The organism is Salinivibrio kushneri, from assembly GCF_027286325.1.
GTDB classification, from domain to species: domain Bacteria; phylum Pseudomonadota; class Gammaproteobacteria; order Enterobacterales; family Vibrionaceae; genus Salinivibrio; species Salinivibrio kushneri_A.
This window is the reverse complement of sequence record NZ_CP114588.1, coordinates 518,754-538,241: the sequence shown is the minus strand read 5'-3', so window position 1 is coordinate 538,241 and position 19,488 is coordinate 518,754. Positions and strand designations below refer to the sequence as shown.

Annotated in this window: 17 protein-coding genes; 1 reads left to right on the top strand and 16 read right to left on the bottom strand. The window is 51.1% G+C overall.

The annotated features are described in order from the left end of the window. Positions 1-95: 95 nt before the first annotated feature. The 6 genes from ftsB to rlmD all read right to left on the bottom strand — a co-directional run bounded on the left by ftsB (position 96) and on the right by rlmD (position 8,163). Positions 96-374 carry a cell division protein FtsB gene (gene ftsB / locus N8M53_RS02645; protein ID WP_046074097.1) on the bottom strand — a complete coding sequence of 93 codons (279 nt, stop codon included), beginning with the start codon at positions 372-374 and terminating at the stop codon, positions 96-98. 157 nt (positions 375-531) lie between these two features. After that, positions 532-1,830, bottom strand: a complete 1,299-nt coding sequence (eno, locus tag N8M53_RS02640; protein ID WP_046074096.1) for a phosphopyruvate hydratase — start codon at positions 1,828-1,830, stop codon at positions 532-534. Between the two features lie 76 nt (positions 1,831-1,906). Then, positions 1,907-3,541: a CTP synthase gene (locus N8M53_RS02635; protein ID WP_269579387.1), complete on the bottom strand. Its 1,635-nt coding sequence runs from the start codon at positions 3,539-3,541 to the stop codon at positions 1,907-1,909. A 151-nt stretch (positions 3,542-3,692) separates the two neighbouring features. Next, positions 3,693-4,490 (bottom strand): nucleoside triphosphate pyrophosphohydrolase, encoded by a 798-nt coding sequence (mazG, locus tag N8M53_RS02630; protein ID WP_269579386.1) that lies wholly within the window; start codon positions 4,488-4,490, stop codon positions 3,693-3,695. A gap of 48 nt (positions 4,491-4,538) precedes the next feature. Next, positions 4,539-6,755 carry a GTP diphosphokinase gene (gene relA / locus N8M53_RS02625; protein WP_269579385.1) on the bottom strand — a complete coding sequence of 739 codons (2,217 nt, stop codon included), beginning with the start codon at positions 6,753-6,755 and terminating at the stop codon, positions 4,539-4,541. An 82-nt stretch (positions 6,756-6,837) separates the two neighbouring features. Continuing rightward, positions 6,838-8,163, bottom strand: coding sequence for a 23S rRNA (uracil(1939)-C(5))-methyltransferase RlmD (gene rlmD, locus N8M53_RS02620; RefSeq protein ID WP_269579384.1), 1,326 nt, complete (start codon positions 8,161-8,163; stop codon positions 6,838-6,840). 146 nt (positions 8,164-8,309) lie between these two features. Between rlmD and barA the strand changes: the two genes are divergently transcribed. Beyond that, positions 8,310-11,063: a two-component sensor histidine kinase BarA gene (gene barA / locus N8M53_RS02615; RefSeq protein ID WP_269579383.1), complete on the top strand. Its 2,754-nt coding sequence runs from the start codon at positions 8,310-8,312 to the stop codon at positions 11,061-11,063. Positions 11,064-11,147: 84 nt separating this feature from the next. On the opposite strand, the gene acpS is transcribed toward barA, so the two are convergent. The 10 genes from acpS to N8M53_RS02565 all read right to left on the bottom strand — a co-directional run bounded on the left by acpS (position 11,148) and on the right by N8M53_RS02565 (position 19,483). Then, positions 11,148-11,528 carry a holo-ACP synthase gene (acpS, locus tag N8M53_RS02610; protein WP_269579382.1) on the bottom strand — a complete coding sequence of 127 codons (381 nt, stop codon included), beginning with the start codon at positions 11,526-11,528 and terminating at the stop codon, positions 11,148-11,150. Then, a complete protein-coding gene (pdxJ, locus tag N8M53_RS02605) occupies positions 11,529-12,260 on the bottom strand; it encodes a pyridoxine 5'-phosphate synthase (protein ID WP_269579381.1) in 732 nt (243 codons plus the stop codon). 2 nt (positions 12,261-12,262) lie between these two features. Continuing rightward, positions 12,263-12,958, bottom strand: a complete 696-nt coding sequence (recO, locus tag N8M53_RS02600) for a DNA repair protein RecO (RefSeq protein WP_269579380.1) — start codon at positions 12,956-12,958, stop codon at positions 12,263-12,265. Between the two features lie 43 nt (positions 12,959-13,001). After that, entirely contained in the window at positions 13,002-13,907 is a 906-nt protein-coding gene (gene era, locus N8M53_RS02595; RefSeq protein ID WP_046074087.1) for a GTPase Era, read from the bottom strand. Beyond that, positions 13,907-14,578 carry a ribonuclease III gene (gene rnc, locus N8M53_RS02590; RefSeq protein ID WP_269579966.1) on the bottom strand — a complete coding sequence of 224 codons (672 nt, stop codon included), beginning with the start codon at positions 14,576-14,578 and terminating at the stop codon, positions 13,907-13,909. The genes era and rnc overlap by 1 nt, the downstream gene beginning before the upstream one ends. A 12-nt stretch (positions 14,579-14,590) precedes the next feature. Further along, positions 14,591-15,487 carry a signal peptidase I gene (gene lepB / locus N8M53_RS02585; RefSeq protein WP_269579379.1) on the bottom strand — a complete coding sequence of 299 codons (897 nt, stop codon included), beginning with the start codon at positions 15,485-15,487 and terminating at the stop codon, positions 14,591-14,593. A gap of 14 nt (positions 15,488-15,501) precedes the next feature. Next, positions 15,502-17,298, bottom strand: coding sequence for a translation elongation factor 4 (gene lepA / locus N8M53_RS02580; RefSeq protein WP_269579378.1), 1,797 nt, complete (start codon positions 17,296-17,298; stop codon positions 15,502-15,504). Between the two features lie 78 nt (positions 17,299-17,376). Continuing rightward, complete coding sequence (locus N8M53_RS02575; RefSeq protein WP_269579377.1) at positions 17,377-17,874, bottom strand: SoxR reducing system RseC family protein; 498 nt, start codon at positions 17,872-17,874, stop codon at positions 17,377-17,379. Further along, positions 17,871-18,854 carry a sigma-E factor regulatory protein RseB gene (gene rseB, locus N8M53_RS02570; protein WP_269579376.1) on the bottom strand — a complete coding sequence of 328 codons (984 nt, stop codon included), beginning with the start codon at positions 18,852-18,854 and terminating at the stop codon, positions 17,871-17,873. The genes N8M53_RS02575 and rseB overlap by 4 nt, the downstream gene beginning before the upstream one ends. Beyond that, positions 18,851-19,483: an RseA family anti-sigma factor gene (locus N8M53_RS02565; RefSeq protein WP_269579375.1), complete on the bottom strand. Its 633-nt coding sequence runs from the start codon at positions 19,481-19,483 to the stop codon at positions 18,851-18,853. Before N8M53_RS02565 ends, rseB begins: the two co-directional genes overlap by 4 nt. Positions 19,484-19,488: the final 5 nt, after the last annotated feature.

Sequence of the window (19,488 nt, the reverse complement as noted above, 5' to 3'; positions counted from 1 at the left end):
CTTATTCCGGGCTGTAAAGCAGTGTTGGGCTGCAAAGGAGATTGTTCGACCACAAGTTATCTTCTTTGGTTGTACCGCCAGTCAACGGCTGACAGTTACTGGGATTTATCGACTAATCGGAAAAATGTCTCGTCCGGCTTTATCATGCCCAGCTCATTGCGTGCGCGCTCTTCAATCGCTTCTTGCCCACGCTTCAAATCCGCAATTTCTGCGTACATTTGCTGGTTACGCTTAACGAGTTTTTGGTTGGCTTGTTGCTGTACGGCGACATTGGCTTCAATTTGCCAATAGTCTGTCACGCCATTTTTACCCAGCCACAGTTCGTACTGCAGCCACACCAGCGTGAGAAACAGTGCAACCGATAGCAGCCTCATACCTGTACTCCTTCCAATATCGGCTCAAGGTATTCAAACCCTGATAAACTAACCGCATAGGCTAGCGGATCCGCTGGCTGGTGTCATGGTTTTCCTCAATGAAAAAAGCCGCCCCGTTAGACGGGACGGCTTGGTCAAAAAGGTGCTTAAGTGCCGATTATTGGCCTTTCACTTCTTTTAAACCGTTGAACGGTGCTTTTTCGCCCAACGCATCTTCGATGCGGATGAGCTGGTTGTACTTCGCAACACGGTCAGAACGGCTCATTGAACCGGTTTTGATTTGACCTGCAGCTGTACCTACCGCCAAGTCAGCAATGGTTGCGTCTTCGGTTTCACCTGAACGGTGAGAAATCACGGCAGTGTAACCAGCATCTTTCGCCATCTTGATCGCCGCCAAGGTTTCGGTCAGAGAACCGATTTGGTTAAATTTGATCAAGATAGAGTTCGCGACACCTTTGTCGATACCTTCTTTTAGGATCTTGGTGTTAGTTACGAACAGGTCATCACCGACTAGCTGTAGCTTGTCACCCAGCAGCTCAGTTTGGTGCTTAAAGCCGTCCCAGTCAGACTCGTCCAGGCCGTCTTCAATAGACACGATTGGGTACTCTTCAGCCAGTTTCGCCAAGTAGTGGTTAAACTCTTCTGACGAGAAGGTTTTACCTTCACCCTTCATGTTGTAGATGCCTTGCTCTTTGTCATAGAACTCAGACGCCGCACAGTCCATCGCGAGGGTGATATCTTTGCCCAGCTCGTAGCCTGCTTGCTCAACCGCTTCTTTAATTGCAGCAAGTGCCGCAGCGTTTGACTCTAGGTTTGGCGCAAAACCACCTTCGTCACCTACCGCAGTGCTTAGGCCTTTGGCTTTCAGTACTTTTGCTAGGTTATGGAATACTTCCGCGCCGATGCGCAGTGCTTCTTTCAGGGTTTTCGCACCCACAGGCTGGATCATGAACTCTTGGATATCAACGTTGTTATCCGCGTGCTCACCACCGTTCAGGATGTTCATCATTGGCAGAGGCATTGAGAACTGACCAGCAGTGCCGTTTAGTTCAGCAATGTGCTCAAACAAAGGCATGCCTTTCGCAGCCGCAGCCGCTTTCGCGTTGGCCAGAGACACCGCGAGGATAGCGTTGGCACCAAACTTAGATTTGTTATCGGTACCGTCGAGATCGATCATCACTTGGTCGATATCGGCTTGGGCTTTCGCGTCTTTACCTTGTAGGGCTTCTGCGATTGGGCCGTTAACCGCTTCAATCGCTTTTAGAACGCCTTTACCCATGAAACGTGACTTGTCACCATCACGCAGTTCTAGCGCTTCGCGAGAACCCGTTGATGCACCTGAAGGTGCTGCCGCCATACCGACAAAGCCACCTTCTAGGTGTACTTCAGCTTCAACGGTTGGGTTACCGCGTGAATCGATGATTTCACGGCCTAGAACTTTAACGATCTTAGACATTGTGATTCCTCTCGTCTGTCATTGTTTTTAAAAATAAAAGCGGCTGCCTAGGTTCAGGCGACCGCTCGAATCTCGTTTATAGCTCACCGCGCTGTTTTTTGCCTGCTGCCGCAACAAACCCGGCAAACAATGGGTGGCCATCACGTGGTGTCGACGTGAACTCTGGGTGGAACTGGCACGCAACAAACCATGGGTGCTCAGGATTCTCGATGATCTCCACCAGCTTTTTATCTGCAGAAAGGCCTGAGATTGAAAGCCCCGCTTTTTCTAGCTGCGGACGCAATAAATTGTTCACTTCATAACGGTGGCGATGGCGCTCGTGGATCTGCGTGTTGCCATAAAGCTGATGCGCTTTAGAGCCTTCGGCAAGGTGGCAAAGTTGAGCACCAAGGCGCATGGTACCGCCCAGGTCAGAGGTTTCACTGCGCTCTTCGACTTTGCCTTCTTCATCGACCCACTCAGTGATCAGTCCCACCACCGGGTATTTACTCTCTTTGTTAAATTCGGTCGAATTTGCCCCTTCCATACCCGCGACATTACGCGCGTATTCAATCAGAGCGACTTGCATACCGAGGCAGATACCCAAGTAAGGAAGTTTGTTTTCACGGGCATACTGTGCTGCCAAGATTTTGCCTTCCACGCCTCGGTCACCAAACCCGCCTGGTACCAAGATAGCATCCAAGCCTTGCAGCATTTCAGTGCCACGCGTTTCAAGATCTTGCGAATCAACATACTTGATATTGACGGTGAGGCGGTTTTTCAACCCACCATGCTTCAAGGCTTCGTTGACGGACTTATATGCATCAGGCAGCTCGATGTATTTACCCACCATACCAATGGTCACTTCGCCCATGGGGTTGGCTTCTTCGTAGCTCACTTGCTCCCACTCTGACAGGTCAGCTTCCGCCGCTTCAATGCCAAAACGGTTACAAACCAGATCATCCAAGCCTTGAGAACGGATGAGTGATGGGATTTTGTAGATAGAGTCTACGTCTTTCATGGTGATCACGGCTTTTTCTGCCACATTACAGAACAGCGCAATTTTGGCGCGCTCATTAGCCGGGATCGGACGCTCACTACGGCACACCAACACATCAGGCTGGATGCCAATTGAGAGTAGCTCTTTTACTGAATGCTGAGTTGGCTTGGTTTTCACTTCACCCGCAGCCGCCAGATAAGGAACCAGAGTCAGGTGCATAAACATGGCATGCTCGCGGCCAACTTCAACGGTCAGCTGGCGAATCGCTTCCAAAAATGGCAGCGACTCAATGTCACCGACAGTACCGCCGATTTCCACAATCGCAATATCGTGACCTTCACCACCCGCGATGATGCGGTCTTTGATTGAGTTAGTGATGTGTGGAATCACCTGAATGGTCGCTCCCAGGTAATCTCCACGGCGCTCTTTGCGCAGTACATCCGCATACACACGACCAGAGGTAAAGTTATTACGCTTGGTCATTTTGGTGCGGATGAAGCGCTCGTAGTGACCGAGATCAAGGTCGGTCTCCGCGCCGTCTTCCGTGACGAATACTTCCCCGTGCTGGGTAGGACTCATTGTCCCTGGATCCACGTTGATATAAGGGTCGAGTTTCATGATAGTGACGTTAAGGCCACGTGCTTCAAGAATGGCTGCTAATGAGGCTGCAGCAATACCCTTACCGAGGGAGGATACAACACCGCCCGTAACAAAAATGTAGTTCGTCGTCATGCTAAACCTGAGAGTTGGATTTAGAGGAAATTAATGAAGTTCTGGACGGGATATTATGATACCAGACCCCATTGACTCCCACAATGTGAAAGCTACCACACACCTTGATGTTTTTAATTGTCACAAATCAATTATGCCAATTACAGGATATTTACTTACTTGCTTTTTTAACCAACTGCCATGCCGATTCTAGTTCATCCAGCTGACATTGTTGAATGTTTTTTTCACTATCACGTAAGTGCTTTTCAACACCACGAAAGCGAGCTTCAAATTTTTGATTGGCACGGCGTAACGCTTGCTCCGCATCCGTTCCCAAGTGACGAGCCAAGTTCACCACCGCGAATAACAAATCCCCAACTTCTTCCTCCACACGCGCCTGATTGACAGAAGTTTGCGCCAGCTCTTGCTCGACCTCTTCAATCTCTTCCCGCACTTTATCTATCACAGGGGCGACAGTCGGCCAATCAAAGCCCACACGTGCACAACGCTTTTGCAATTTATACGCTCGTGTTAAAGCGGGTAGCCCTTGAGTCACCCCATCGAGCACACTTTCCGGTTGCATAGAGGACGACTTCTCGGCGCGTTCTTGCGCTTTGATCCCCTCCCAATCTGGGGCTAATAACGGCCGTCCCTGCGAGTCTTTCGGACCAAAAACATGGGGATGGCGACGCGTGAGCTTGTCACAAATGCCGTTCACCACATCCTCAAAATCAAACTGGTTTTCTTCCCGCCCCAATTGACTGTAGAACACAATTTGAAAAAGTAGGTCACCGAGCTCATCTTTTAGGTCTGACCAGTGTTGGCGCTCAATCGCATCCGCGACTTCGTACGCTTCTTCTAAAGTATGAGGCACGATGGTGTCCGCAGTTTGCGCTCTATCCCACTCACAGCCGTTGTCGGGGTCACGTAAGGTCGCCATGATGGTCAGTAGTCGCTCGATGGATGCCATGAAAGTGTTCCTTATAAAAAAAGCGCCCTGTCAAGACAGGGCGAAGTGTTAGCGAAGACGTTTGGCCTCGACCACGTCTTTAACTTGCTCAAGCCGGTTAACCACACGGCTTAGGGTATCGAGATCAGAGATTTCTAAGTCAAAATCCATGATAGACATTTGCTTTTTGTAATCCACTCGGCTTTGCATGCCCGCGACGCGTGCTTTCTCATTGCTTAGTACGGTGTTGATGTCTTTCACCAGCCCGGTACGCTCATTGGCAGATAAGCGGATCCGCACATGGTATTGACCAATGTGTCCTTTGCCCCAAACCGTGGCAATAATGCGCTCAGGCGCATGATGACTCAGTTCGTTAAGTTGTTCACAGTCAGCGCGATGTACGGAAATCCCCCGCCCCTGGGTGACAAAACCTTTAATCTCATCACCAGGCAATGGCTGACAACAACGCGCTAAGTGCGTCATGAGGTTATCGACCCCTTCAACCACCACCGCATCACGGTGTGCTTTTGCCGAGCTCGGTTTTTGTTCGCTTTGTTGTAACTTTTCTAATAGCTGCTGCTCTTCTTCTTCCAAGCTTGGCTTGTTGATCAGGCTATTGATGTGGTTAACCACTTGGTTAATACGCAAATCCCCGCTGCCTATTCCCGCATACAGTTCATCTAGGGTATTAACGTTAAAGCGTTTTAGTGCCAAGTTTGCATCTTTACTGACACCGCCGATTTTTTGCAGCTCGGTATCCAAGATCTCTTTACCAGCGGCGATGTTCTTATCTTTATCTTGTTTGCGGAACCAAGCATTAATTTTGGCGCGCGCTCGACTGGAATTCACAAAGCCATGGCTGGGGTTTAGCCAGTCTCGAGAAGGGTTAGGCTCTTTTTGGGTAATGATTTCTACCTGATCGCCCATCTGAAGGTGGTAAGTGAAAGGCACAATACGCCCCTCCACCTTGGCACCAATGCAACGATGCCCCACTTCGGAGTGAATATGGTAGGCAAAATCTAAGGGGGTGGCACCATTGGGTAAGTCCACCACATCACCGCGCGGCGTAAAGGCGTAAACCCGATCATCGAAGACTTGGCTGCGTAATTCATCGAGCATTTCGCCCGAGTCTGACATTTCTTCTTGCCAGGCTAACAGTTTACGTAGCCAGGTGATTTTCTCATCGTACCCACTACGACCACTGGCCGCCCCTTCTTTGTACTTCCAGTGTGCGGCGACCCCAAGCTCTGCATCATCGTGCATTTGCTTGGTGCGAATTTGAATTTCTACCGGCTTGCCTTCAGGCCCTAGCACCACAGTATGAATAGACTGGTAGCCATTGGGCTTGGGGTTAGCGACGTAGTCATCAAACTCCTTGGGCAGATGGCGGAATTTGGTGTGCACCGCCCCTAACGCGGCATAACAATCTTGGAGTTCTTCGGCGATAATGCGCACCGCTCGCACGTCGAACAGCTCGTCAAATTGCAGATTTTTTTTCTGCATTTTGCGCCAAATGCTGTAAATGTGCTTAGGACGGCCATAGACTTGCGCATTAATGTTGGACGCTTCCATGGCCTGCTGAAGATCTGCTACAAAGGCGGTGATGTAGTTCTCACGGTCAATCCGTCGTTCCGCAAGCTGTTTGGCTATTTGTTTATACGTTTGCGCATGTTGATAACGGAATGCGTAATCCTCCAGCTCCCACTTCAACTGGCCAATCCCTAACCGGTTAGCCAACGGGGCGTAGATGTTCGCACTTTCTTTTGCCGCTTGTTGGCGAACAGACTCCGATGCGTCTTTCACCTCACGCAGGTAACAGATGCGCTCAGCCAGTTTTATCACCACGCAGCGAAAATCTTCCACCATCGACAACAGCATACGTCTGACATTGTCGACCTGAGACGAGGTTGCTTCTGTCTCGGTTTGGGTGTTTAAGTGACGGATAGCGGCTGTCTGTTGTACCCCTTCAATCAGGGAAACGATCGACGTCGAATAGGTGTCAGCCAGGGTCTCTAAACTCACGAGTCTGGCTTCCACCACGGGAAAAAACAGGGCAGCCAATAAGGTATCAGCATCCATGCTTAAGGTGACGAGAATTTCTATCATCTCTCGACCACGCCACAGTGGTTGGCTGAGCTCTGACTCATCCTCACTCAGTGCTCGGCAGTATTGGTAAGCATCCACCAACGCTTGGGTGGTCGATGCGTCTTGCCCTAACCGCTTTACCCAAGTACTGAGTTCAAACGCTTCGTCTTCATGTAGGTGGGCTTCTCGTACCGCAACCATAACCGTTCCTATCCTTATCTCTCAAACTGACCAGAAAGGCGTATCCGTATCGACCGGCCACAAGGGCCACGCTTATTCATGCCTACTTTTTCTTTACCGGCATAAACAAGGCCATCGACTCCATGTGTCCTGTTTGTGGAAACATATCCAACATACCCAGCTTAACCAGTTGATAGCCATTATCGAGCAATACACGTGCATCACGTGCCAACGTTGCAGGGTTACAAGACACATAAACAATATGTGAAGCATTAGATTGTGCCACAAAGTCTATGACACCAGCAGCCCCTGCGCGTGCGGGATCGAGTAAGATTTTGGTAAAACCCTGTTGCACCCACTCATCCGCGAGCTGGTCGCTGTTTAAGTCTGCTTGGTAAAAATAGGCATTATCACAATCGTTGGCCGCTGCGTTATCCGCCGCTTGATTGACCATCGCTTGTACGCCTTCAACGCCAACCACTTGGTTAACATGCTGAGCCATCGGCACACTAAAGTTACCCAAACCACAAAAAAGATCCAACACGCGATCGTCTTGCTCTAGTGCTAACCACTCGAGTGCCTGCGCCACCATTTGTTGATTGACCCTAGCGTTCACCTGAATAAAGTCACTGGGCGCAAACGCTAATTGGCAGCCAGCCACTTGATAGGAGGGCGCTGGCCCTGTCAGACGCTCAGCATCCATATCACCTTGGTGCAGGTACAAGGTACAACCTAGTGCCTGCGCCCATTCCATTAAGGTATGGCGGTCGTCACTGTGTAAAGCCTTAGTGGTACGCAGCGACACCACACGCGTATTATCGGCATCAATGAGATCTACATGCCCTAAAATTCGGCGGCCACGCAGGCTATCTAAACAGGCGCGCAGTCCAGCCAAGATTTGATTTAATGACTCGCTTAACACCGGACAATGACTGACATCGATAATGGTGCTGCGCTGACGCGCACGAAAGCCCATCGCCAATGCGCCTTTTTTATCAACTTGTAAGCTAATGCGCGCACGGCGGCGATAATGCCACGCTGCACCCTCTATCGGCGTTGACAGCGTTATCTCATCACCGGCAAATTTTTGCATCAGCTCATTGAGCGCTTGCTGCTTATGCGCTACCTGCCCTTGATGACTCAAGTGCTGCAGACTGCAACCGCCACATTGCTGATAGAGCGGGCAACCAGGCTCAACGCGCTGTGTTGCGTGGCTATCTAACTTAATTAATTGACCGCGCGCGTATTGGCGCTTTTGCTCGGTCAATTGCACCAGGGCTTGTTCACCGGGCAAGGTTCCCGGGACAAAGACAGGTTTTTTCTGCCAAAAACCGACACCGTCGCCATGATGATCCAGGCGTTTTATCGTCAGTAGTTGATGCTTTTGCTCAACCTTTTTCTTTTTCTCGGGCTTAAAAAAGCGCGCCATGATTTATTCCAGTGTTAAAAGCTTGTCATCAAGCCAGTCAAGAGATCCTGCCAGTGGGAGTTGTGATAGTTCGCTGACTATTTTGTGATTGAATCATGTACACTGGCGGCTAAATGTCGTGATTATTTTCCCATAGTTTATCTAGCATGACCAAATATGGCCTCCGCACCCGTGTCTCCGTTCTGACCATCGCCCCGACTCTCATTGTCGGCTTACTTCTGAGTGCGTTTTTTACCAGCACCCGCTACCAAGACCTCGAACAGCAGCTGACCGTCACCGGCTCTGCGATCATTGAGCCACTGGCGATTGCCAGTGAAGTGGGGTTAAAAAATGATAGTCGTGAAAATGTGCGTCGGTTAATTGGCTTTGCTCACCGCCAACACTCGCAATTTGTGCGCAGTATTGCTGTGTTCGATCGCCGCAATGAACTCTTTGTGACCTCAAATTATCACCGCGATCTGGCCATGCTCTCGGTTGACAGTGGGCAACCCATCCCTACACAACTGCAGATAAGCCAACAGCAGGATACCTTGATACTGCGCGCCCCCATTTTGGAAATTGGCCGATTTACCCCCGGGCTCAATGTTGAGCGGCCGCTTGGCTATATTGCCATGGAGCTGGATTTAAGCTCGGTGCGGTTAAAGCAATACCAGGAAATGATCACGGCACTGGTGATGGTCGCCTTGGGCGGTATATTGTCGTGCTTTTTTGCCTATCGCTTAATTGCGGATGTCACCCATCCAATTGGTAACATGGTGACCCTAGTCGATAGAATTCGGCGCGGCCATCTCGATGTTCGAATTGAAGGTGAACTGCTCGGCGAACTCGACACCTTGAAAAACGGCATCAATGCAATGGCCATTTCGTTGTCAGAGTATCATTTAGAAATGCAGCAAAGCATTGATCAAGCGACCTGTGACCTTCGCGAAACGCTCGAACAGCTGGAAATACAAAACGTTGAACTCGATATCGCCAAGAAAAATGCGCAAGAAGCGGCGCGGGTAAAATCCGAATTCTTGGCCAATATGTCGCATGAACTGCGTACCCCACTCAACGGGGTGATTGGCTTCACCCGTCAAATGCTCAAAACCGAGCTCAGTAGCAGCCAGCGTGACTATTTGCTCACCATTGAAAAGTCGGCCAACAACCTGCTCACTATCATCAATGACATCCTCGATTTTTCTAAGCTAGAAGCAGGTAAACTGCTGTTGGAAAACATCCCGTTTGATGTTCAAGACATGCTTGATGAGGTGATGCGCCTACTTGCCCCAATGGCGCATGAGAAAGGGTTAGAGCTTACCCTACGCACCGATGCGCGCATTCCTGCTGGGGCTGTGGGCGATCCACTCCGTATTCAACAAGTGCTGATAAACCTTATCGGTAATGCCGCCAAGTTTACCGAGCGCGGTAATATTGATGTCAGTGTCGATCTCAAGCAACTGCATGATGAAACCGTCGAGTTACAGCTCATGGTTAAGGATACCGGTATTGGTATTTCCGAACGCCAGCAAGCACAGCTTTTCCAAGCCTTTAGGCAGGCAGACGCCAGTATCTCACGCCGCTACGGTGGTACAGGGCTAGGCCTCGTGATCACACAGAAACTGGTCCAGCAAATGGGGGGAGATATTGGCTTTACCAGTCGTCTGCACCAAGGATCAAGTTTCTGGTTTACCCTGCAGCTCACCCAAACTGATTTACCGGTGTCTCAACCGCTCGACATTGAGCCTTTGGTCGGTCGCGATATGGTGATCATTGAGCCTAACGCGCGCACCCGCGAGATTTTACGCAAGCGCCTGACGCAAGTGGGGCTGAATGTGGATACCGCGTCAGGCACCAATGTACTGACCGATCGCCACTATCACTTTGCACTGCTCTGTTTCGACGCGGGAAGCATGCCGGATCTTGATGCTATGCAACAAGCGGTGCAGGTCTGCGAACAGCAAGCGCAATCCGTGGTAGTTTGCTTGCCCACCACAGAGCTAGAAGCCTCGGAGCATTTGTTAAAAGCCGGGGTGAGCACTTGTATTGCTAAACCTATTCCGCAACGTAAGCTGCTGGAGGCGTTAATCGGCTCGCCTGAAACCGCGCCGCTTCCCCTGCCCAAACCCAGTGCGTCACAAAAAGCCCCTTATACGGTGATGACGGTGGATGATAACCCAGCCAACTTAAAGCTCATCACCGCATTACTGGCCGAACGGGTCGAGAAAGTGGTCACTGCTGAAGATGGCGTGAAAGCGGTCGCGCTAGCCCACCAACAAGCGTTTGATATTATTTTGATGGACATTCAAATGCCAGAAATGGACGGTGTCACCGCCAGCCAGGAAATTCGCAAAGCGGGGTTCAATCAGCAAACACCGATTATTGCGGTGACCGCCCACGCGATGCCCGGTGAACGTGAGCGTCTCCTTGAAGCGGGGATGGACGATTACCTGACTAAGCCGATTGAAGAAGCTATGTTAGAAAGTACCCTCGCACGCTGGCTGCATCTTGATGAAGCGGCCTCTCAAGCGCAAAGCGTCCCATCGCCAAGCCCGTCAGCCAACCAAGACCAAAGTGTGCGACACCTAGATTGGCAACGCGCACTCAATCAAGCGGCAGGCAAAACGGATCTGGCGAAAGAGATGCTAACCATGCTACTGGCGTCGTTCGACTCGGTGAAAGAGGCCGTTGAGCAAGCGTTGGCGGGAGAGTTAGAGACTGACCAGTTATGGCACGCTATTCATAAGCTCCACGGCAGCTGTGCTTATAGCGGTGTCCCGCAGCTAAAAAGCTTATGTCATGAGCTAGAAACTCAATTAAAAGCAGGCGCGGATATGGCCGCTATCGAGCCAGAGCTGTTGGAGTTACAAGATGAGATAGCGCATGTAGAGCAATTGGCACCACAATACTTGGGTACCTAGCAAAACGACTAAAAGAAGAGGAGTGTGAGCCTGCCAGGCTCACATAATCGCCACACCGCGTAAAGCATCTCGCTAACGTTGTGGTTACGCGGTTTCCAGCACCACATGGGCAATAGCATACGCTTTTTCATCGGATAGCGTCAGCCAGCAATGTGCGATGCCTCGCGCATGCGCCAGTTCCGCCGCGCGCCCCGATAAGCGCAATGTAGGCTGGCCCGAGGCCTGATTGGTAATAGTAAAATCGTGAAACGTCACGCCATTAGCAATGCCAGTGCCCAGCGCCTTAGCAGCAGCTTCTTTGGCCGCAAAGCGCTTAGCCAGAAAACGGCCGGGCATCTTATGGCATGCCAGATTGGTTTGCTCTGTCTCGGTAAGGATCCTGGCCGCAAACCGCGGTTGACGCGCGAGCGCTTTTTCCACGCGCGCTATTTCCACAATGTCTGTGCCAATCCCTGCGATCGCCATTTATCGACGCGCCGCTTCCATAATGGCTTTCATGTCCGCGACCGCTTTTTGCAAGCCATCGAACATCGCTCGGCCAATAATCGCGTGGCCAATGTTCAGTTCATGCATTTCTGGCATCGCCGCTATCGGGGTAACGTTGTGGTAGGTTAAACCGTGACCGGCATTCACTTTGATCCCCAAATCAACCGCATAACTGGCCGCCGCGGAAATTTTCTTAAGCTCGGCTTGGCGATCATTGTCATTGGCGGCATCGGCGTAATGCCCGGTGTGAAGTTCAATAAACGGTGCACCGCACTGATGAGCAGCTTCAATTTGCGTGCGATCGGCATCGATAAATAAAGACACTTTAATCCCTGCGTCAGTCAGCTTTTGCGTGGCCGCTTTCACTTTATCCAGCTGTCCCGCAACATCGAGCCCACCTTCGGTGGTCAGCTCTTCACGCTTTTCAGGCACCAAGCAAACAAACTCTGGCTGGGTCTCCAAGGCAATGTCGACCATTTCATCGGTCACTGCCATTTCCAAATTCATCCGAGTTTGCAAGGTTTCTTTGAGCAAACGAACATCACGATCAGTGATATGGCGGCGATCTTCACGCAAGTGAACCGTGATCCCTGCCGCGCCTGCACGCTCTGCCAACTCAGCCGCATGAACCGGATCCGGATACGCAGTGCCACGCGCATTACGCACGGTTGCGATGTGGTCAATGTTCACACCCAAGTAGATTTTATCCATGATTATTTCCTTCTAAACAATTCTCTGCTTTTGAGCGGCTTGGGGCCAAGATAAGGCTTGAGCGCCATGCGAGTAAAACGCTTGGCGGCACGTAGCTGTTCGACGGTTTCAAAATGGCGTGTCGCCAACGCCCGCAGGTCAGCCCCCGTAAATTGCCGGTGTTGGCTTTTCATAATCGATGCCACAAAGCCTTGCTGCTCGCGATATAAGTACGTCATGTTATCGTTAATCGGGTCACCGCTGCCAGCACAATGAAGAAAATCAACGCCATAGCCCAAGGCTTCTAACAACGCGAGTTCAAAACAACGCAGGGCTGGCTCAGGGTTACTGTAGCGAGCCAGCTGGGTCAGTGCGGTCACATAGTCATGAAATAGCGCAGGGTACGGCGTGTGAGGCTCCAGTACGCGCATCACCAGCTCATTGAGATAGAAGCCGGAATACAAGGCATTGCCTGATAGCGGCAAGGCGAGGCCTGTGGCTTCGGCACTGCGTAAAGTGCGCAGCTCACCACGTCCGCCCCATTTGAGCAGTAATGGGGTAAAGGGCTGCAATGCACCTCGTATCGCCGAGCGTGGCCGCCGCGCCCCTTTGGCAAGCAGAGTAACGCGACCCTCATGCTCAGAAAAAATGTCTAACAGCAGACTGGATTCACTGTAAGGGCGCGTATGCAATACAAAGCCACGTTGAAACCCGTCCACTCACTCTCTCCTCCTGGCATGGGCACCTGAATCAGTGGGTTACTTAGAGATCGTCGATGTAACCGAGGCTGCGTAGCGCGCGTTCATCATCGGCCCAACCTGACTTCACTTTTACCCAAAGCTCAAGGTAAACCTTGCGCTCATACAGCTCTTCCATGTCTAGACGCGCTTCACGGCCAATGCGCTTGATCTTTTCGCCGCCTTTACCAATGACCATTTTCTTTTGGCCATTGCGCTCCACCAAGATCAAACCATTGATATGAAAGCCGTCCGTTTCTGGGTTGTAGTCAAAGCGCTCAATTTCGACGGTGACCGAGTAAGGCAGCTCCTCACCGGTAAAGCGCATCAGCTTTTCGCGGATAATTTCAGAGGCCATAAAGCGCTGAGAGCGGTCTGTGACGTACTCTTCAGGGAAGTAAAACTCACTTTCCGGTAACGCGTCGCGCACCTTCTGTTCAACCACATCGATATTGGTGCCATGTTTCGCGGACACCGGGATCACGTCAACAAACTCCATCTTTTCCGACAAGGTTTGAAGGTGTGGAAAAAGCTCGGTTTTCTCTTTCACATTATCGACTTTATTGACCAACAACACCGTTGGCAGACCAGAGCGCGCTAACTTGTTGAGCACCATCTCATCGTCTTTGGTCCAATGGGTGCCATCGACCAAAAATAACACCAGTTCGACATCGGTTAATGAGCTGTTCGCCGCACGGTTCATCAATCGGTTGATCGCGCGCTTTTCTTCGATGTGCAGCCCTGGGGTATCCACGTATACCGCTTGATAGTTATCACGGGTATCGACCCCCATAATGCGGTGACGTGTGGTCTGCGGTTTCCGCGAAGTGATCGACAGCTTTTGCCCCACTAAGCGGTTCAGTAATGTTGATTTGCCGACGTTCGGACGGCCTACAATGGCAATAAAGCCACAGCGCTGTGTATCAGTCATTATGTTAACTTCTGTAATGCGAGTTCTGCAGCCGCTTGCTCTGCCTTGCGACGGCTGCTACCTTTTCCTATCACAGAACACTCCAGTCCTGATACTTGGCACTCTACGGTAAATTCTTGGTTGTGTGCCTCACCACGCACTTTCATCACCGTATAGGACGGCAAGGGTTTGCGCTTACCCTGCAGGTGTTCTTGCAATCGGGTTTTCGGATCTTTTTGACTCGCGCCAGGCTCAATGGTCTCGAGGCGGTGTTGATACCACTGCAGGATGATCTCCTGCACTCGGTTGATATCACTGTCCAAAAAGATCGCGCCAATCAAGGCTTCCACGGCGTCAGCGAGAATCGAGTCACGACGAAACCCGCCACTTTTAAGTTCTCCTGGGCCAAGGCGCATCACTTCGCCCAGAGAAAACTCACGTCCGATCTCCGCCAAGGTGTTACCACGCACCAAGGTGGCACGCATTCGGCTCATGTCGCCTTCATCCACTTTCGGAAAACGGTGGTAAAGATCCTCGGCAATCACAAAGCTCAAAATCGAGTCGCCCAGAAATTCGAGACGCTCATTATGGGTGCCATTGGCACTGCGGTGCGTTAACGCCAATTCGAGTAACGCAGCGTTGCTAAATTGGTAGCCGATATCACGCTGCAACTTATCTGTTAGTTTTGTCATCATAGTCCAGAATTAATCAATTCCACCAATACGGTTAAAGCGAATGCCTGTCGGTACCCACGACGGTAGCCAGCTATCACTGGGGCGCTCAAATTCAAAGCTGACCCAGATAGCAACGGCTTTACCCACTAGATTACGCTCAGGGACAAAGCCCCAAAAGCGGCTATCTGCGCTGTTATCACGGTTGTCACCCATCATAAAATAGTGCCCGTCTGGCACGACCCAGCGGTTGACGCCTGGACGTGGCTGGTATGCACTCACGCGGTCACGTTTTTTCGGGTGGACAAGGATCTGGTGAGGTTGTTCACCCAGTTGCTCCTGCGCTTGTACCAAGTTAATACCCGCTTGAACAAACTCGCTTGGCTGGATGTCATCAATCGGCACTGGCTGGCACTGGGATTCACCCTTCGGCTGAATACACAGGCGCTTGTCTTCATACACCACGGTATCACCGGGCAGCCCGACCGTGCGCTTAATGTAATCGATATTGGGTTGAGGCGGATATTTAAACACCACAATATCACCGCGCTCTGGTTTGCCGGTTTCGACAATTTCAGTATGAAAAGCCGGATCACGTAAGCCATAGGCAAACTTTTCCACCAAGATAAAATCCCCTACCAGTAAGGTGGGCATCATCGACCCAGATGGAATTTGAAACGGCTCATAAATAAACGAGCGCAGTACCAGTACCACCGCGATCACTGGAAAAATAGACGCCATATTTTCAACCCAACTCGGTTGAGGCGCCACTTTTGCCACTTGCTCGGCATCCAGTTCACGCGCTGACACCTTGAGGGTTTCCCCTGCCGCTTGGCGGCGGCGCGGTGCCCAACGGTATTTATCTAACGCCCAAACAATGCCGGTGACCAAGGTCACCAGCACTAAAATCAAAGAAAACGTATTGGCCATAATGGAATCCGTCGTTATTTATCTTTGCCCACGTGCAAAATGGCCAAAAAGGCTTCTTGCGGCAGTTCGACATTACCGACCTGCTTCATTCGCTTTTTACCTTCTTTTTGCTTTTGCAGAAGTTTCTTCTTACGGCTCACGTCACCACCGTAACACTTCGCGGTCACGTTTTTGCGTAGCTGTTTCACCGTCGAACGGGCAATAATATGGTTGCCAATCGAGGCTTGGATAGCAATATCGAACTGTTGGCGAGGAATAAACTCTTTCATTTTTTCCACCAACTCGCGACCACGCGGCTGGGCGTGAGCACGGTGAGTGATGATCGCCAACGCATCGACGCGTTCACCGTTTAGGAGGATATCCACTCGCACCATATCAGACACTTCATAGCGCTCGAAGTTATAATCTAACGATGCGTAACCACGTGAGGTCGATTTAATCCGGTCAAAGAAGTCGAGGACCACTTCAGCCATCGGAATGTCATAGGTCAGCGCCACTTGGTTGCCGTGATAGACCATATCGACCTGCACACCACGCTTTTCGACACACAGTGAAATGACGTTACCGACAAATTCACTCGGCACCAAAATATTACAGCGCGAGATCGGTTCACCAATGGTTTCTATATCATTGATAGGTGGCAGTTTGGATGGGCTGTCGACGTAAATGACCTCGCCATCATTTTGAGTCACCTCGTACACCACAGTCGGAGCCGTGGTGATAAGATCGAGGTTATACTCGCGCTCCAACCGCTCTTGGATGATTTCCATGTGCAGCATGCCAAGGAAACCACAACGGAAACCAAAGCCCAGTGCCGCCGAGCTTTCCGGCTCAAAGAACAAAGAAGCATCGTTGAGGCTCAGCTTATCCAAGGCATCACGGAAGCTTTCGTAATCATCCGATGAAATTGGGAAAAGCCCTGCATATACTTGCGGCTTCACTTGCTGGAAACCTTCAATGCGTTTTTCACAGCCATTTTTAGCATGGGTGATGGTATCGCCCACTGGTGCGCCGAGGATATCTTTGATCCCACAGATCACCCAGCCAACTTCACCGGTTTGCAGGCCATTAAGCTCTTTACGCTTAGGCGTGAAGATGCCAATGCTGTCCACGTTCCATTCCTGGCCCGTGCTCATGATTTTCACTTTGTCGCCTTTTTTCAGCGAGCCTTCACGGATGCGCACCAAAGACACCACGCCGAGGTATTTATCAAACCAAGAGTCGATAATCAGTGCTTGGGTTGGCGCCTCAGGATCGCCTTCAGGTGGCGGGATCTGGCGTACAATATCTTCAAGGACATCATCAACGCCGATGCCGGTTTTCGCCGAGCAGCGGGTGGCGTCAATGGCCTCAATACCGACAATGTCCTCAATTTCTTGCGCCACGCGATCAGGATCAGCAGCCGGCAAGTCAATTTTATTCAGAACAGGCACTACTTCTAGGTCCATATCAATGGCGGTGTAGCAGTTGGCCAGCGTCTGTGCTTCAACCCCTTGTCCTGCATCGACCACCAGCAAAGCACCTTCACACGCCTTGAGCGAGCGTGACACCTCATACGAGAAGTCAACGTGCCCTGGCGTATCGATGAAGTTGAGCTGATACACATCGCCGTCTTTGGCTTTGTAGTTCAGTGTCACACTTTGTGCTTTGATGGTGATACCGCGTTCACGTTCCAGATCCATTGAATCAAGAACTTGATCTGCCATTTCCCGGTCAGTTAGGCCGCCACATACTTGAATCAGTCGGTCAGAAAGCGTCGACTTACCGTGGTCAATATGGGCGATGATCGAAAAGTTACGAATATGCTTCATGTGTTGGTGTGACTTACTCGTTATCAATAAGAATGGGATCCTAAGATCAAGTGAGCGGGATTCTACCGAAAATAGTGGCTAGTCGCTATCCTGCTGTGTGGTATTTATGACTGACAAATCTGAGACCGGCTCCCCCATCACGCGTAACAGTTGGGGCTGCTGCTGATCTTGGGTACCGATGCGCGGAGCGAGGTAACGTGCAAGGCCCACGCCAACCGCCCCCAGCCCCAGGCTGAGCGCGATGACGCCACCCTCACCGCTGCCGGCAAGCGTGGCGAATAAAAATTGCCCGAGCAGTGCCCCTGTTAGCATCATCACCAAAGGCACCATGTAGACCAATAAGGCGGAACGTAATAACGTCGCCTCCCCCAAGCCGATTTCAACTAAGGTCCCGGCCGGTAAGGGTTTTGGGGCACGTACTTTAAGATGTTTAACCTTACCAGGAAGCGCTTTGGACACAATACCAGTACCGCATTGGCTTTGTGACTGGCAGCTGCCGCAACTGGTTTGTTGCTGACAGGCCAATGACAACCAACCATCTTGGTAACCGGTGACTTCTGCCAATGCTTTGATCATGGTTCGACCTTCTGTTTTGACTGACTCGCAGGCATAGCAGTAATACGAACAGACTCCGCCACCCGTTTGGCTGTCTCAGGCGGAATATCGCCGACAACGGTGATTTCTGCGTTGCCACTGGTCACGCTATGCAGTGTACGTCGACCTTGACGAACAATTTGCTGGCGAACCGAGACATCATCGGCTTTGGCAAGATACACCGAAAAACTGAACAAACCGTCACTAAACATCTGACTCTCGACTGCTCGCTTGGTCATCATTAAGCGGTGGCGATTGCTATACACTGGCTCAAACCCATCAGGCAGCCCAGTCACCTTCCAGTCAAGCGCTGATCGCTTCGTCGCCTGAGGCAAGGTCAGTACCGGCGGCAAGCTAAGCTCCGCCAGCTTTTGCATCGAGGCACTGATTTGCGGTGAAACCACTAACGACAAGGCGCGATATTGCTCTAGTGGGTCGCCGTCACGGTCGAGCAAATCCGCCCTGACAGGCAACTTGCTGTTCTCATCTAGCCATAGTACGTACGAATAGCGCTCCCCGTCTTTCGGGGTAATGCGCACCACTTGGCAATCCATCCCCGCTTCACGCGCATGTCCCATCGATACAAAGTCATAGTGGTTAGCCAGTACATCGATATCGGCCTGAATCAGGGTGGGCAAAGGTGCCACCATATGATCACTGGCAATGGTGAAGGGGTCGTAACCGGGTTCAAAGTAGCTGATCTCACCGCCACGACGAATCACTTCACGAGGCGGGCCACTAAGATACATGAGGTGACCGTAGGCATGCTCCCCAACTTGGGCATGACGAAAGCGAAGCGGCTCGAGGCTGTTTTTACCTACCAAGATGTAGGACACTTCGTAATCTAGGGTATCGCTTGCGGTATCCATTTGATGTAACAAAGCCTCGGCAGAGGGTTCGGCCGAGGCTTGCGCTGACATCAAACTGACCAGCGCAAGCGCACCGATCAGAATTTTTTTCATTGTTTATTACTGCTTGTCGACGGTGCCATAGTCTGATGATCAGACAGCCTATCCTTATTCAAGCGCAGCTGCAATTCATAGTCTTTGAGCATTGCATTGACGCGACGACGCTGCTCCATCAGTTCTGCCTCCGAGGGCGTGGCACGCAAATCATTACGGCTCAAACTCACGGGTTCAGCAGCACCGGCAAAAGGAATGGTTTCGAGTACTGGTGGTTGGGTTTGGGTACTGGCCACCGGCGAGCTCGATTCAGACTGGTTATACTGCTGCACACCGACAATCACTGCCAGCGAGACACAGGCAGCGACGCTTACTTGCGTCAGCTGTTGCAGCCACCCTGGTAAGTGACGACGCGCTTTTTCCGGACGCGGTTGCGCCTCGTGCATCGGTAGCACATTACTATCAAGGTGATCACCATGATAAGCAGGTTCTGCTTCCAGCGCGGACGCCACAGAATCGGCAATGTTCCATTGCAACGAGCTAGGAGCATCACCACGCATCACATCGCGAATGGTGCTAAAATCACTCCAAGTCTGTTGTGCGTTATCATCTCGCTCAATGTCGTGGATCACTGAGGTATCCACTAATTCGCCATCCAACAACGCTGAAATTTTTTCTCTATCCGTCATTCAAG